Origin of the sequence: Thioalkalivibrio sp. ARh3 (genome assembly GCF_000377265.1) — a bacterium.
Lineage (GTDB): Bacteria > Pseudomonadota > Gammaproteobacteria > Ectothiorhodospirales > Ectothiorhodospiraceae > Thioalkalivibrio > Thioalkalivibrio thiocyanoxidans.
Genome location: NZ_KB897948.1, coordinates 351,430 through 365,367, shown reverse-complemented (window position 1 = coordinate 365,367; position 13,938 = coordinate 351,430). Strand labels below are relative to the sequence as shown.

15 protein-coding genes are annotated in these 13,938 nt (G+C 66.2%); 6 read left to right on the top strand and 9 right to left on the bottom strand.

Features of this window, described 5'->3' with window-relative positions:
- Positions 1 to 99: 99 nt before the first annotated feature.
- Positions 100 to 2,808 (bottom strand): cation-transporting P-type ATPase, encoded by a 2,709-nt coding sequence (locus C995_RS0106575; protein ID WP_018864168.1) that lies wholly within the window; start codon positions 2,806 to 2,808, stop codon positions 100 to 102.
- A gap of 169 nt (positions 2,809 to 2,977) precedes the next feature.
- Between C995_RS0106575 and crcB (C995_RS0106570) the strand changes: the two genes are divergently transcribed.
- The 5 genes from crcB (C995_RS0106570) to C995_RS0106550 all read left to right on the top strand — a co-directional run bounded on the left by crcB (C995_RS0106570) (position 2,978) and on the right by C995_RS0106550 (position 6,963).
- A complete protein-coding gene (gene crcB, locus C995_RS0106570) occupies positions 2,978 to 3,418 on the top strand; it encodes a fluoride efflux transporter CrcB (RefSeq protein ID WP_018864167.1) in 441 nt (146 codons plus the stop codon).
- Complete coding sequence (gene crcB, locus C995_RS0106565) at positions 3,415 to 3,831, top strand: fluoride efflux transporter CrcB (RefSeq protein ID WP_018864166.1); 417 nt, start codon at positions 3,415 to 3,417, stop codon at positions 3,829 to 3,831. The genes crcB (C995_RS0106570) and crcB (C995_RS0106565) overlap by 4 nt, the downstream gene beginning before the upstream one ends.
- An 85-nt stretch (positions 3,832 to 3,916) precedes the next feature.
- On the top strand, positions 3,917 to 5,206 hold the full coding sequence (gene serS / locus C995_RS0106560) for a serine--tRNA ligase (RefSeq protein WP_018864165.1): 1,290 nt from the start codon (positions 3,917 to 3,919) through the stop codon (positions 5,204 to 5,206).
- Between the two features lie 21 nt (positions 5,207 to 5,227).
- Complete coding sequence (locus tag C995_RS0106555; protein WP_018864164.1) at positions 5,228 to 6,256, top strand: thioredoxin fold domain-containing protein; 1,029 nt, start codon at positions 5,228 to 5,230, stop codon at positions 6,254 to 6,256.
- Between the two features lie 296 nt (positions 6,257 to 6,552).
- Positions 6,553 to 6,963 (top strand): hypothetical protein, encoded by a 411-nt coding sequence (locus tag C995_RS0106550; protein ID WP_018864163.1) that lies wholly within the window; start codon positions 6,553 to 6,555, stop codon positions 6,961 to 6,963.
- Here C995_RS0106550 and cyaY read toward each other — a convergent pair.
- The 3 genes from cyaY to C995_RS0106535 form a co-directional block, all read right to left on the bottom strand.
- Entirely contained in the window at positions 6,960 to 7,283 is a 324-nt protein-coding gene (gene cyaY, locus C995_RS0106545; protein ID WP_018864162.1) for an iron donor protein CyaY, read from the bottom strand. The genes C995_RS0106550 and cyaY overlap by 4 nt on opposite strands.
- A 98-nt stretch (positions 7,284 to 7,381) precedes the next feature.
- Positions 7,382 to 7,774, bottom strand: a complete 393-nt coding sequence (locus tag C995_RS0106540; RefSeq protein WP_018864161.1) for a DUF423 domain-containing protein — start codon at positions 7,772 to 7,774, stop codon at positions 7,382 to 7,384.
- Positions 7,774 to 8,046, bottom strand: a complete 273-nt coding sequence (locus C995_RS0106535; RefSeq protein WP_369771648.1) for a hypothetical protein — start codon at positions 8,044 to 8,046, stop codon at positions 7,774 to 7,776. Before C995_RS0106535 ends, C995_RS0106540 begins: the two co-directional genes overlap by 1 nt.
- A 125-nt stretch (positions 8,047 to 8,171) precedes the next feature.
- Between C995_RS0106535 and C995_RS0106530 the strand changes: the two genes are divergently transcribed.
- A complete protein-coding gene (locus C995_RS0106530) occupies positions 8,172 to 8,732 on the top strand; it encodes a hypothetical protein (protein WP_018864159.1) in 561 nt (186 codons plus the stop codon).
- Between the two features lie 37 nt (positions 8,733 to 8,769).
- Here C995_RS0106530 and C995_RS0106525 read toward each other — a convergent pair whose 3' ends face one another.
- The 5 genes from C995_RS0106525 to C995_RS0106505 all read right to left on the bottom strand — a co-directional run bounded on the left by C995_RS0106525 (position 8,770) and on the right by C995_RS0106505 (position 13,774).
- Positions 8,770 to 9,525 (bottom strand): class I SAM-dependent methyltransferase, encoded by a 756-nt coding sequence (locus C995_RS0106525; RefSeq protein WP_018864158.1) that lies wholly within the window; start codon positions 9,523 to 9,525, stop codon positions 8,770 to 8,772.
- A gap of 2 nt (positions 9,526 to 9,527) precedes the next feature.
- Complete coding sequence (locus tag C995_RS0106520; protein WP_018861853.1) at positions 9,528 to 9,770, bottom strand: SlyX family protein; 243 nt, start codon at positions 9,768 to 9,770, stop codon at positions 9,528 to 9,530.
- Positions 9,757 to 10,737: a D-2-hydroxyacid dehydrogenase gene (locus tag C995_RS0106515; protein ID WP_018864156.1), complete on the bottom strand. Its 981-nt coding sequence runs from the start codon at positions 10,735 to 10,737 to the stop codon at positions 9,757 to 9,759. Before C995_RS0106515 ends, C995_RS0106520 begins: the two co-directional genes overlap by 14 nt.
- Positions 10,738 to 10,916: 179 nt before the next feature.
- Entirely contained in the window at positions 10,917 to 11,606 is a 690-nt protein-coding gene (locus tag C995_RS0106510) for a Bax inhibitor-1/YccA family protein (protein ID WP_018139182.1), read from the bottom strand.
- 95 nt (positions 11,607 to 11,701) lie between these two features.
- Positions 11,702 to 13,774 carry a SulP family inorganic anion transporter gene (locus C995_RS0106505; protein ID WP_018864155.1) on the bottom strand — a complete coding sequence of 691 codons (2,073 nt, stop codon included), beginning with the start codon at positions 13,772 to 13,774 and terminating at the stop codon, positions 11,702 to 11,704.
- Between the last annotated feature and the right edge of the window lie 164 nt (positions 13,775 to 13,938).

Sequence of the window (13,938 nt, the reverse complement as noted above, 5' to 3'; positions counted from 1 at the left end):
GACAGTAATGACGCGTGTGCGGCCCCGGAACATCCGCACCGTCAGGTGGCTGAACAAGCCGGACACCGCGATCAGGCCTGGAGCCAGCCCGGCGGCCGTCTACTGGTGGGGGTTGAAACCACGGCGTCGCAGCACCGTTTTTTCGAGCTCGACCAGAGTGAACAGGATCAGGCCGAACGCGAGGATGCGCAGCCACTCTTGCGGTCCGATGGCGGTGGTGCCGAACAGGAGTTGCAGTGGCGGGGCATAGGTAAAGAGGCTCTGGAGTACGATCAGGATCCCGATTGCGATCAGGGCCGGCCGGCTGGCGACGAGGCTTGCATGGCTGAGAGCGGGCGCCAGAAGAGAGCGGCTGGTAAGCATGAAGAACAGCTGCCCCATGACCAGGGTGTTGATGGCCACCGTACGGGCGAACTCGTGTTCCGCCCCCTGCTGCTCCAGCCACAGGAAGTGGCCAAAGGCGCCGGCGACCAGCAGGGTGGACACGAAACTGACGCGCCAGAGCAGGAAGCCGGACAAGATAGGCGTATTGGGCGGGCGAGGAGGGCGTTGCATCACGCCCGGCTCGGTCGGTTCGAAGGCCAGCGCCAGGCCGAGGGTAACCGCACTGACCATGTTGACCCACAGGACCTGCACCGGGGTTAGCGGCAGGGTCAGACCCAGCAAAATGGCAGCGACGATCGTAAAGGCCAGTCCCCCGTTGCTGGGCAGCAGGAACATGATCGCCTTTTTCAGGTTGTCATAGACCGTGCGGCCTTCTTCGACCGCATTGGCGATGGAGACGAAGTTGTCGTCGGCCAGCACCATTGCGGAGGCCTCGCGTGCGGCCTCGGTGCCCTTCAGCCCCATGGCCACGCCAACATCGGCGCGTTTGAGTGCAGGGGTGTCGTTTACGCCGTCACCGGTCATTGCCACCACGTCGCCGTGGCTCTGAATCGCGCGAACGAGCCGCAGCTTGTGCTCCGGTGTGGTGCGGGCAAATACGTCGACGCGCTGGACCATCGCCTTGAGGTCATCGTCCGAGGTGTCGTCCAGTTCGTGGCCAACCACCACACCGCCTTCGGTGCTGATGCCCAGTTCGTCGGCGATCGCCCGGGCGGTGACGCCGTGATCGCCGGTGATCATCTTCACGCGGATGCCGGCCCCCTGACAGTGGGCTACCGCTTCGATCGCCTCTTCGCGCGGCGGGTCGATGATTCCGCAGACAGCGACCAGGGTGAGCCCTCCGTTCTCGATGTCGCCGAACTCGAGTTCTCGGCAGTGCCCTTCCATGCGCCGGGTAGCGAGAGCGAGCAGGCGCTGACCGCGGGAGGCGACATCATCCATCCACTGCTGCCAGTGTTCGGTGTCCAGCGGTTCATCCTCATCGTTGGTGCGCTGGTGGCTGCACAGCGCCAGTACGCGTTCCGGCGCGCCCTTGAGGAAGAGGAAGGCGTGCCCCTCATGATCGTGGTGCAGGGTGGCCATGAACTTGTAGGACGATTCAAACGGGATCACGTCGTCGCGCACAAATTCCTTGTTCACGAGCTTCGGCTCCAGCCCGCCCTTCATCGCCGCGGTGATCAGGGCGCCTTCGGTGGGGTCGCCCTCCATGGTCCACGTGTCGTCCTTCCGGTAGACCTCGGCGTCGTTGCACAGAAGGATGCCGTGCAACACCTCGGCCAGCAGGGGATCGGTCTCCGGGGCGGCCTCCTGGCCGTCGCGGCTGATCCCGCCGTGCGGCTCGTAGCCCACCCCGCCCAGTTCGTACTCCGCCTGGGTGGTGATGATGCTCTTTACCGTCATCTCGTTACGGGTGAGGGTGCCGGTCTTGTCCGAGCAGATGGTGGTAACCGAGCCGAGGGTCTCCACCGCCGGCAGGCGGCGGATGATCGCGTGACGGGCAGCCATGCGCTGCACCCCGATTGCCAGGGTGATGGTCATGATCGCCGGAAGGCCCTCCGGGATCGCCGCCACTGCCAGGCTGGCGGCGGCGAGGAAGGTCTCCACCAGGTCGTAGTCGCGCACCCAGAACCCGAATGCAAAGGTAAGTGAGGCCAGTACTCCAATCGCGACCGACAACCAGCGGCCAAACTGGGCGATCTGCTGAAGCAGCGGGGTGGTAACGCTCTCGACCTCGCCGAGCAGGGTGGAGATGTGGCCGATCTCGGTATTGGCGCCCGTGGCCACCACTACGCCGCGCCCCTGGCCGGAGGCGACCAGGGTCCCGGAGTAGGCCATGGACCGACGGTCGCCAAGATCGGTGTCGCTGTCCACGGGGTCGGTCTGTTTGTCGCTGGCGATCGACTCGCCGGTCAGCGTGGCCTCGTCGACCCGCATATTGTGCGCCCCGATCAAGCGCAGATCAGCCGGGACTCGGTCTCCGGCCTGCAGATAGACGATATCGCCGGGGACGAGCTTCTCGGCGGGGATGCTGCGGCGTTGTCCGTCGCGCAGCACCTGTGCCTGGGGCGAGAGCATCCCGCGGATGGCTTCGAGGGCCTTTTCGGCCTTGCCCTCCTGGATGTGGCCGATGGTGGCATTGATCAGCACCACCCCGAGGATTACGCCGGTATCCAGCCAGTGACCAAGGAGCGCTGTGCCAACGGCTGCGGCGATCAGTACGTAGATCAGTATGTTGTGAAACTGCCCCAGAAAGCGCATCAGCGGTCCACGGCGTGGCGGCTGGGGCAGCCGGTTGTACCCGTGTTCTTCGAGCCGCTGGTGGGCGGTTTCGCTATTCAGGCCGTCAGCGTTGGCGCCAAGGGCATCCAGGGTCTGATCGACGCCCCGGCTGTGCCAGTCGCGGTCTGATTCGCGATCGCTCATGTGAATCCCTGATGGGTGGCGGCTGTGCATTGCTTCCGGTTGTCCTAATCATGCGCCGGGAAAGACGATGTGTCAGGGCTTGTCGATGAACAGGCGCACCAGCGTGTGCCGAAGCATGGCCCAATGGCATTTGAACAGATCCGTGGAGGGCGGTGAATCGGTGCGCCGAATGCAATGGCTCGACAGGCCGACTGCGGGCACAGACAATGCCGCCATGATCGTCTGGTGGGAGGGCCTTGTGCTGGTGGGGGCTGGGGGCGCGCTGGGAGGGCTGGCGCGCTTCTGGCTGTCGCAGTGGATTGATAACCGCACCGGAGGCCGTTTCCCGTGGGGGACGCTGGCCGTGAACGCCTCGGGCGCGCTGCTGATCGGCGTGGCGCTCGGGCTGGTGGCGGACCCCTCCGGAGCGCCCTGGCTCTGGTTGTTGCTGGTGGTGGGGGTGCTCGGCAGTTTCACCACGGTCTCCTCGTTCAGCCTGCAGACGGTGGGTGTTGCGGAACGCGACGGCTGGCGCCCGGCGATCGCCTACGTCCTGCTGACACTGGGCGGTGGGCTGACGCTGGTGTTTGTCGGCCATGTCCTGGGCCGTGCCGCGGGTGGCGCGGGATGACGGGGTACTCGCTGCGCCTGTCCGCGTTCGTCGCCCTGGGCGCCGCATTGGGCAGCATGGCGCGCTATGCCCTGTCGTGGACCGGGCTGCACCTGATGGGGGCCGGGTTTCCCTGGGATACGCTGGCGGTGAATGTGGCCGGGTCCTGGCTGATCGGGCTTTACGCCGTGATCAGTGCCCCGGAGGGGTGCCGGCCCGCCGATCCGGTGACCCGCCAGTTTGTCCTGGCCGGCTTCTGCGGGGGCTTTACGACGTTTTCGGTGTTCAGCCTGGAGAGCCTGTGGTTGCTGGAGATGGGCGATCCCGGACGTGCGGCGCTGTATGTGTCCGTATCCCTGGTGCTGTGGCTGGCGGGCGTGTGGCTGGGCAGTGCGCAGGGGCGTCGCTGGAATGCCGCTGCATCGCGCGGCTGAGGCCGAGCGGGCCTGACGGCCCGGCCATGGACGGGGCGTGGCCGCGACCGTAGACTTCCCGGTCGTTTGTGAACGGATTACCGACATGCTGGATATTCGCAGTCTGCGCCAGGACCTGGACGCGACCGTGGCCGCGCTGGCCAGTCGCGGCTTCGAGCTCGACCGCGAGCGCTTCGAGTCGCTGGAAGCGCGGCGCAAGGCGCTTCAGGTTCGCACCCAGGAACTCCAGAACGAGCGCAACACCCGCTCCAAGGGGATCGGACAGGCCAAGGCGCGGGGCGAGGACATCGAGCCCCTGAAGGCCGAGGTCGGTCGTCTGGGCGACGAACTCAAGCAGTGCGAGGCCGACCTGCATGCCGTGCAGCAGGAGCTGGACGCGCTGCTGATGCGCGTCCCGAACCTGCCGCAGAAGGACGTGCCCGTTGGCAAGGACGAGGAGGCGAACGTCGAACTGCGCCGCGAGGGCACCCCGCGCGAATTCGACTTCACGCCCCGGGATCATGTGGACCTGGGCCTGCCCGGTGGCTGGCTGGATTTCGAGGCGGCGGTACGCGTGGCCGGCTCCCGCTTTGTGGTGATGCGCGGCGACATGGCGCGTCTGCACCGGGCGCTGACCCAGTTCATGCTCGACCTGCACACCCAGCAGCATGGCTACCAGGAAACCTATGTCCCCTACCTGGCGAACCCGGAGTCGCTGGAGGGGACGGGCCAGCTGCCCAAGTTCGACGAGGACCTGTTCTCGGTGGACTGCGACCAGCGTTTCCGGCTGATCCCGACCGCCGAGGTCACGCTGACCAACCTGGTGCGCGAGCAGATCCTCGAGGCCGGCGCGCTGCCGCTGAAGATGACCGCCCACACCCCGTGCTTCCGCTCGGAGGCGGGCAGCTACGGGCGTGACGTACGCGGCCTGATCCGTCAGCACCAGTTCGAGAAGGTGGAGCTGGTGCAGGTGGTGCATCCGGAACAGTCCGACGCGGCCCTGGAAGAGCTGCTCGGGCACGCGGAGGCGGTGCTGCAGGCGCTGGAGCTGCCCTACCGCGTGGTGCTGCTGAGCACGGGCGACATGGGCTTTGCGGCCGCGCGCACCTATGACCTGGAGGTCTGGCTGCCGGGCCAGCAGGCCTACCGCGAGATCTCCTCGTGCTCCAATTTCGAGGCCTTCCAGGCGCGGCGCATGCAGGCGCGCTTCCGCCCGGAAGCAGGCAGCAAGCCCGAGCTGGTGCATACCATCAACGGGTCCGGCGTCGCGGTGGGCCGGGCCCTGGTCGCGCTGCTCGAGAATCACCAGCAGGCCGACGGATCGATTGCGATCCCGGAGCGGCTGCGTCCCTATCTCGGTGGAACCTCGCTGCTGAAACCGCCGTCTGAACAGTAGGTTGATTCAGACGAGGTGGGTGTGAAACCAATCGGAAAGCCGGTCGCGATCGCCAGCCTGCTGGCGCTGCTGCTTTGCTGGTCGCTGTGGGCGCAGGCCGAGATCGAGGAGGGTTTCGATTTCGACGATGCGCCGCGCATCATCGGCCTGCACACCCCGGACTGGTTCGAACTGAGCTTTCTCGACCTGCCGGAGGACCTGGAACGCGCCGTGGAGCGCGGCAAACAGGGCCTGGCGGTGTACTACGGGATGGATGACTGCCCGTACTGCGAGGCCCTGTTCGAGGTCAATTTCGAGAAAGAGGACATTCGCGCACAGCTGTCGGACAACTTCGACGTGGTGGCGATCGACGTGCTCGGCAGCCGCGAGGTCACCGGGCTGGACGGCGAGGTCAAGTTTGAGCGCGAATATGCCTCCGAACAACGGCTTAACTTCACGCCTTCCATCGCCTTCTACGATGCCGAAGGCGAGCGTATCCACCAGATGCGGGGCTATTACCCGCCGTATCGCTTCCGCGCGCTGCTCGACTACGTGACCGAGCGTCACGACCGGGAGATGAGTTTCCGCGACTACCTGGATCGTGCCGACCCGCCTCCCAAGTTCGACATGGAAGACATCAACGAGCGCGATTTCTTCGTTAATGAGCCGTATGCGCTGGACCGTAGTGCGATCCCCGGTCAACGGCCCCTGGTGGTGTTCTTCGAGCGCGAGGCCTGCCACGCCTGCGATATCCTGCACACCGAGCCGTTGCAGGAAGACGAGGTACTGGACCGCATCGCCCTGATGGACGCCGTCCAGCTGGATGCCGAGGACAGTGACACGCCGGTGCTGACCCCGGACGGTCAGCGGACCAACCCGCGTGACTGGGCGGCAGAGCTCGATGTGCACTGGGCGCCGACGCTGATCTTCTTTGACGAGGCGGGCGAGGAGATCATCCGCATCGACTCGGTGGTGCACCTGAACCGGCTGCGCAACGTGATGGACTATGTGCTCACGCGCGGCTATGAGGACTATCCGACCTTCGAACGCTGGCGCGCCCAGCAACCATAGCCGTGAGGGAAACACTGATTCATGTACACACTCGCGTTGGCACCCCCGGTTTTCCGAGAGAAGGCGCGGTGCGCAGCCGGTAGTGGTTCTACCGGCAAGGGCCGCAACGCAGGATCGGGGAACCGGGGGTGCCAACCCCAAGGGGCTCGGCCTCTTTTGCGCGCGCACGGCGTTGCGGCTCCTTTGTGCAGAATAACTGCACGGCAGTCACCGCTCCTTGTTCGCACGCAAAAGCGACTCGAGCGCGAGCGTGTACATGAATCAGTGTTTCCCTAGGCGGCCGAGGACCGAACTGAATGCATTTCGAACGTGATTTCGTCGTGCGCAATCGCGATGTGCTGGAGGGCATTGTGGCCCGTGCCCATCGCGTGGCGCTGGGGATTTTTGTCCTGACCTTCAGTGGCTACGGTATTGCCGTCTGGTTGTGGTTCCAGGATCAGATGTGGGCGGCGCTGATTACCGCGACCGTCAGCTACCTGGTGTTTCGCCAGTTCCGGATGCTGGCACTGGGCATCGCGCGCATGCCGCTTCGGGGCGACCCCGAGGCGCTGGAGGCGACCCGGGCACTGGACAATGCGCTGGAAGAGGATCGGCCGCACCCGGTGCTGGCGGAGCTGGAGGCCCACCTGCGGGCGCTGGACGAGGAGGGATCCCCGGAGGCGCCGTCGGAGGAGGGTGACAACGGCCGGTCGGGGCCTCGGGACTAGAGTTCTACACGCACGCCCAGTTTCTGTCCAATCACGCGGGCGAGGGTCTCGTGCAGGTCATCCCCGTTGCGGTCATCCAGCCAGGCATCCTCGTCTTCGTTGTAGCCGAAGTGGGCCGGCCCCTCGGGCGAGGACAGCCAGATCTGCTGCGCGGCCTCCTGGCGGTTCAGGATCATCTGCGCCCCGTCCTCGAACTCGAGGGTCAGGACACCATCGATCAGGTCGATGTCCAGGTCGTCGAGACCGTCCTGGTCGCTGAGGGAGTTGTAGATCTCGTCGAGGGTCTGTTCGGCGAATACGACGAAGGAGGGCTGGCTCATGGGTCTCTCGGTTCGGTTATTGCCTCTGGGCGCGGGCAGTATAAGTCAGGGAAAGCGGATGAACGCGATACTGGCCTTCCGGGCGTGGGCAAACCTTCCTATGCCCGCCAGGCGGCGATTGCCAGGCCCAGCCAGCCGAGGATAAAGGCGGTGCCGCCCAGTGGCGCGATGGCCCCCAGGACGCGCGGGGCGCCCAGGGCCAGGGCGTAGAGGCTGCCGGCAAAGAGCAGGATGCCGAGCACGAAGGCCACGGCGCTGGCGGTGGCCCAGCCGGTGGCCAGGTGCGACCACAGCGCCGCCAGCAGGAGCAGGGCGAGGGCGTGGATGAAGTGATACTGGACGCCGGTCTGCCAGGTGGCCAGCGCGCGCTCGGACAGCCGGTCCTGCAGGGCGTGCGCGCCGAAGGCACCGAGCACTACCGCGACGGCAGCGAGCAGGGCCGCGATCACGACCAGGGCGCGGATCATCGGCTCGGGCTCCGTACCCGGCATCAGGCGTCGTCGCCCATCTCGCTGTCGTAGTCCTTCCCGGGTACCCAGCCATGCCCGCGGGCCCGCTCGATCGCTTCATCGTGAATGCGCGCGTGGCGCTCGCGCAGCTCGGGCGGGAGGTTGGCGATGCGCAGGTCGTACTTGTCCCACTCGGCGTTGACCTGGTCGTGCAGTTGCTGGATGCGTCCGAGATCCCAGCCCTCGCAGGTCTCGGTCTCCGGGAGGAAGCCGAATACCCAGGCATCGCGGATAATATTGCCGACCGGCGTCATGCCGCCGTACAAGTCATTGTGGATGCCGACGTAGTGGCGGCTTCCGGAGCGTTTGGCCGTATTCATGCGCGTAGTGTAGAGGTACACCGGCCAGGCGCAAAGCAAATTCAAGCGGAGAAGTCACGATGCAGCCTGCGGGCGACAGCCTGAACCGAATGCGGATCCGCGTCCTGATGAAGCTGATGGTGCTGGGCGGTGTGATCGTATTCGCCGGTATTCTGGCGAGCTACGCGCTGTCCATGTTGGGGGGCGGTGAGACCGAGCGCCGCATCGTGGAGCTGGATGCGATCGCCCCCGGCGAACTCAAGCGGCTGGACTGGGACGGTCGGCGCATCCTGGTGCTGCACCGGGACCCGGCCCTGCAGCAGGCGCTGGGTGATGACGATGAACTGGTCGATCCGCGTGCCCGTCGCGGCCAGCAGCCGGACGGGCTGGAACTGCCGTTGCGCAGCCTGCGGCCGGAGTGGCTGGTGGTCATTGGCGAGAGCACCGATCTCGGCTGCGAGCTGGACCTGGTGCACCCGGACGCGGCGGAGGACTGGTCCGGCGGGTTCGTCGATCGCTGTCGTGGGGGGCGCTATGACGCGGCTGGGCGGGTCTATGACGGACAGGATGCCCGGCGCAATCTGCCGATCCCGGATTACCGCTTCTCCGGAGACGACCGGCTGATTCTGGGTGGTTCCTGATCGGTGAGCGGGGCGTGGGCGGCCCAGCGGGGCTGCCTCAGGGTGTCTCGGCAGGTGCGTAGATGTCGAAGCGTACGCTCTTGCCCCTGACGCTGCCCTGGGGCGTGTCGGGACCCAGAGCAGGGGCATGCAGGGGGCGCTTCACGATGACCCGACGCGTGGCCGCCTCGCGCAGGTTATGCAGCGTGGTTTCCGGGTCGGGGTCCGGGTCGCCCTCCATCAGGGCCTGGGTCAGCTGCATGTCCTTCTTGACCGCGGCGCGCTTGGCCCGCTCCGGGAACATCGGATCGAATACGGCGGCGACGGGCTGGGTGCTCAGGGTCGCCGGCGTGGCCAGGCCCACGTGCAGCGTTATGCGCTCGACGATGGGTGCCAGCACCTCCTCGCGGGCGGCGCGCTCCAGGGCATCCGCCAGTAGCAGGTAGATGACCGGGTGGCGCTCCCAGGCATCCACGCGGAAGCCATGCGCGGCCAGTAGCAGCGTATCGCGACCCAGTCCGGCCGTGGCGTCCACCACATGGCTGTCCCGCGGGATGTTGCCCATGGCCCGGATCAGGCCCTCTCGCTGATGCCCGCTATGGGCCAGACGATACCCCTGACGGCCGGTGGCGAAGTCCAGATGCAGACGCAGTGCGCGCCGACTCTCCTCGCGGATCAGCGCCAGCCCGTGCGTGCCGACCTCCAGTACCAGGGCCGCCTCGCCCAGGTGACGATAGCCCTCGACTTGCAGGTAATGGTCGATCTCCCGGGCTCGGGGCTCCTGCCCCGGTTCTGCGCGGACTTGAAGGGTCACGGTCAGTAGTGCGGCGGAGGCGGCTCGTTGCCGTCTCCGGGGCCGCCGCCCTGGTCCTCGAGTTCCCGCAGTCGGTCGCGGAGCCACTGGAGCTGGCGGCGCAGCTCCTGGTTGTCCTGCTGGAGCTCGTGCTGGACGCGAGCCTGCTCTTCCTGGGTGTACTCCTGATGGGCCAGGCGAACCTCCAGCGCCTCGATCCGTGCGATCAGTTCGCGGTCGGTGCGGGATGGATCAGCTGACGACATGGCGGGGCTGTCCCTTGGCGAAAGAGCGGATGTTGGCCGCAGTCTCCTCGATCACGCGCTGGCGGGCACTGCGGGCTGCCCAGGCGGTATGCGGCGTCAGCACGAGGTTCGGGATGTCCGCTGCCAGCAGGGGGTGGTCCGCTGGCGGGGGTTCGGGCTCCAGGACGTCGATGCCGGCACCGCCCAGGCTTCCGGCCCGAAGATGGCGTGCGAGGGCCTCGGGGTCGACCAGGCCACCGCGCGCGGTATTGAGCAGGATCGCCCCCGGACGCATGCGCCGCAGCGCGTCATCGTCGATCAGGTGGCGGGTTTCGGGGGACAACGGGCAATGCAGGCTGACCACGTCGCTGGTCGCAAGGAGCTCCGGCAGCGGGATGCGATCCGCGTCGTCCGCAGACGAGGGTGATCCCGGGCGCAGGCTCGCGGCCACCTGAACCTGCATGCCGAAGGCCCGGGCGACGCGTGCCGTGGCCTGGCCCAGTACGCCATGGCCGATGATGCCCAGACGCATGCCCGCCAGGGTCTGGATCGGGTGATCCAGCAGACAGAACTGATCGGACGCGCTCCAGTGGCCGGCGCGGATATCGGCGCGGTAGTCGTCCAGCCGCGTGACCAGCGTCAGCAGCAGGGCAAAGACATGCTGTACCACGGAGTCCGTCGCATAGTCGCGGGCATTGCTGACGGTGATGCCCAGTCGGCGAGCGGCGGCGACATCGATATTGTTGGTGCCGGTGGCTGCGGCACAGACCAGCTTCAGGTTCGAGGCCGCGGCCAGCAGCGAGTCGTCCAGTACAACCTTGTTGGTGACCACTACCTCGGCATTCGCAATGCGGGCGCTGATCTCGTCGGGGTCCGTGCGCGGGTGCAGGTCCCACTCGGGAAGGGCCTCGCGCAGGGGGGTGAGGTCCAGGTCGTCGCGATCCACCGTGGACAGGTCGAGAAATACCCCGTGTCGCAGTTCAGTCATGGCGTTTACCAGGAGAAACGGTGTTGCGACGCTTGCGGATAGGATCACTACCGACCGCACGATGCGGCTTGCCTCGGAAAACCTGGAGTACCAACGCGAGCGTGTACATTGATCCGTGTTTCCCAACAAAAGGGCCCCGCATCGCGGGGCCCGAATCGCTTGCCTGTCAGCCGCTGCTGTTAGTTGTCACCCATGAAGGCGTGGAACAGGTTCAGCAGGTGGAGGAACATCACGTAGAGGTTCGCGTACAGCGAGACCGTCATCATGATGTAGTTGGCCTCCGGGTCGTGGATCATACGGCTGGTGTCGAACAGGATCGCCGCCGACAGCAGCAGTACCACGGCCGCGGAGATGGTCAGCGACAGCGCCGGGATCGCCAGGAAGATGTTGGCGACGATCGCCAGCAGGGCGACGATCAGGCCGACCACCAGGAAGCCACCCAGGAAGCTGAAGTCCTTCTTGGTGGCCAGGGCATAGCCGGACAGCGCAACAAAGGCGACCGCGGTGGCGGTAAAGGCATTGCCGACGATCTGCGGCCCGTTGGGCAGGCCCAGGTACATGCTGAGGATCGGGCCGAGGAAGAAGCCCAGTACGCCGGTGAAGGCGAAGGTCAGCACCAGCCCGAGCGCGGAGTTGCGCGCGGCATGGATGGCGAACGGCCCGCCAATCAGGACCGCCAGCAGGACCAGCCAGTGCACCGCCGGGGCGCCCACGGCCATCGCCACGAAGGCCATCACCGCGCTGAACGCCAGCGTCACCGACAGCAGCATGTAGGTCTGGCGGATGACCTTGTTGGTCGAGATGGTCTCGCTGATGGAGCCGGTGCTCGACGGGTTGCGACTCGAGCGAACGATCTGGTCTCGGGACACGGGTCAACTCCTCTTGGGTTCGTAACCTGACCAGTGTAGCGACTGACGCCGGTGGGTGCAGCCCTTTTCGCCGTCCGTGGCGCGGGCCCTTGGCATTACTTGATCGGTTCACCCACGCGTTCGGAGATCTCCTTCACCGCATGATCGGTGGACTTGAAGATGTTGTCCTTGCCGATGATGTCCTCGAGGCCGGTGCGCTGCATGACCTCCATAACCTGCGCCTTCACGCCGGCGAAGACCAGGGTGATGCCCCGCGCCTTCAGGCGATGGACCAGCTGATGGATGACTTCCTCGCCGGAGGCGTCGATCTCGTTGATACCCTTGCCGACCACGATCAGATACCTGGCCTGCGGGTTGCGCGCGACCAGATCCAGCACTGCATCCTCGAAGTAGGGGACGTTGGCGAAGTACAGCGAGCCGTCAAAGCGCATCAGCCCGACCTTCTCGTTGGTCTCCAGCCCGTAGCGCTGTGCCTCGCGAAGCGTCCCGTCGTCGTAGCGGGCCAGTTCGCACACGCGCGGCTGCATGGTGCGGTACAGGTACAGCACGATGGCCAGACCGGCGCCCATCAGGATGCCGTAGTCGAGGTTCGGGGCCATTGCCAGGGTGGCGACGAAGGTGACGATCGCCGCAGCCCCGTCGTGCTTGTTGGCCACCCAGGCATGCTTGATCGCCTTGAAATTAATCAGGCCTACCACGGCCATCATGATGATGGCAGCCAGCACCGACTGCGGCAGGTGATAGATCAGGGGCGTCAGGAACAGCAGAGCGATCCCGATGATCACGGCCGTGAAGACGGACGCCATGCCCGTGCGTGCGCCCGAGTTCAGATTGACCGCCGAACGCGAGAATGACCCGCTCACCGGATAGCCCTGGGTAAAGCCGCCGGAGATGTTGGCCAGGCCCTGGCCCATCAGTTCCCTGTTCGGGTCCAGGCGCTGCCCGGTCCGCGCCGCCATGGCCTTGGCGATCGCAATCGCCTCGGTGAAGCCGACCAGCGCGATAACAAAGGCCGTAGTCAGCAGTGTGGTAATGGTGCCGAAGGTCATCTCCGGTGCGCTGATTGACGGCAGGCCCTGAGGTACGTTGCCGACGACCGCGCCACCGCCATTCAGGGCGACGTCATCGCCATCTACCCGCTCGATCCGCCAGGCAGTGCGCTCGGCACGTGCCCGCTCGGCGTCCGACAGGTGGTCATCGGCAATGAAGCGCTCGGGTTCATCGTCGGTGGCCGGGAGTCGGCGCAGCGTGACGCTGCGCAGTTCCTCGCGCAGCGGGGCAAGTTCGGCGCGCAGTTCCTCGCGCTCCAGCTCGGCCTGCTCCTGCTGGAAGCGCAGGGCCGGGGCGTCGACGCGGGCGGCTTCCTGGATCTCGATTTCGAGTTCCCGCACGCGGTCATCCAGATCGGATACCTGGCCGCGCTTCTCCTCGATCTGCTGGGCGAGTTCGACGAGTTCGGCGGGGGCGATCTGGTCCAGTGTTGTGTCGGCCTTGCGCTCGTAGCCGACCAGCCAGGAGACCAGAATGGTGACGACCACCGCGACCAGCACGCCGGGGATCTTCGGTGCGACCCGCTTCATCCCGACCATGATCGCGATCGCGCCCAGACCGAAGGCGAGGGTCGGCCAGTGGGTGTTGCCCAGTTCGAGCACGACGCCCCACAGGCCCAGCAGGAAGTGACCCGACGTGTCGATCGGCACCCCAAGCAGCTTGTTGAGCTGCGAGAGCCCGATGATGATGGCCGCCGCATTGGTAAAGCCGACGATCACCGGATGGGAGATAAAACTGACGAGGGCGCCCAGCTTGAACAGGCCCATGACCAGCTGAATCACCCCGACGATCAGGGCCAGGGCGATCGCGAGGGCAATGAACTCGGAGGAGCCTTCGGCGGCCAGCGGGACCAGGGCCGATGCGGTCAGCAACGAGACGACTGCGACGGGGCCGGTGGCCAGCTGATGCGAGGAGCCCCAGAGGGCGGCGACCATGACCGGCAGCAGCGATGCATACAGGCCGTAGACGGGCGGCAGTCCGGCCAGCTGGGCATAGGCCATGGACTGCGGGATCAGTACCAGGGCCACGGAGATCCCGGCAATCAGATCCGCATTGATCGTGCCCTTGGTCGGGCGCCAGCTCAAGAACGGAAAGATGCGCAGCAGGATCGAATTCATGGCGGTACTCGCTTGGCCTGTTCGTGACGTGGACGACGGCTTGTCGAGCGATCCCGCGAGCCCGGCGCACCCGGGCCGTGTGGCTGCCAGGGCCGTCGTCACGATTTGGCAGCCAACTCTGGCCCGGGGTGGGCCGGGCGCAGTCAGGGGGAGGCGCCAGTATA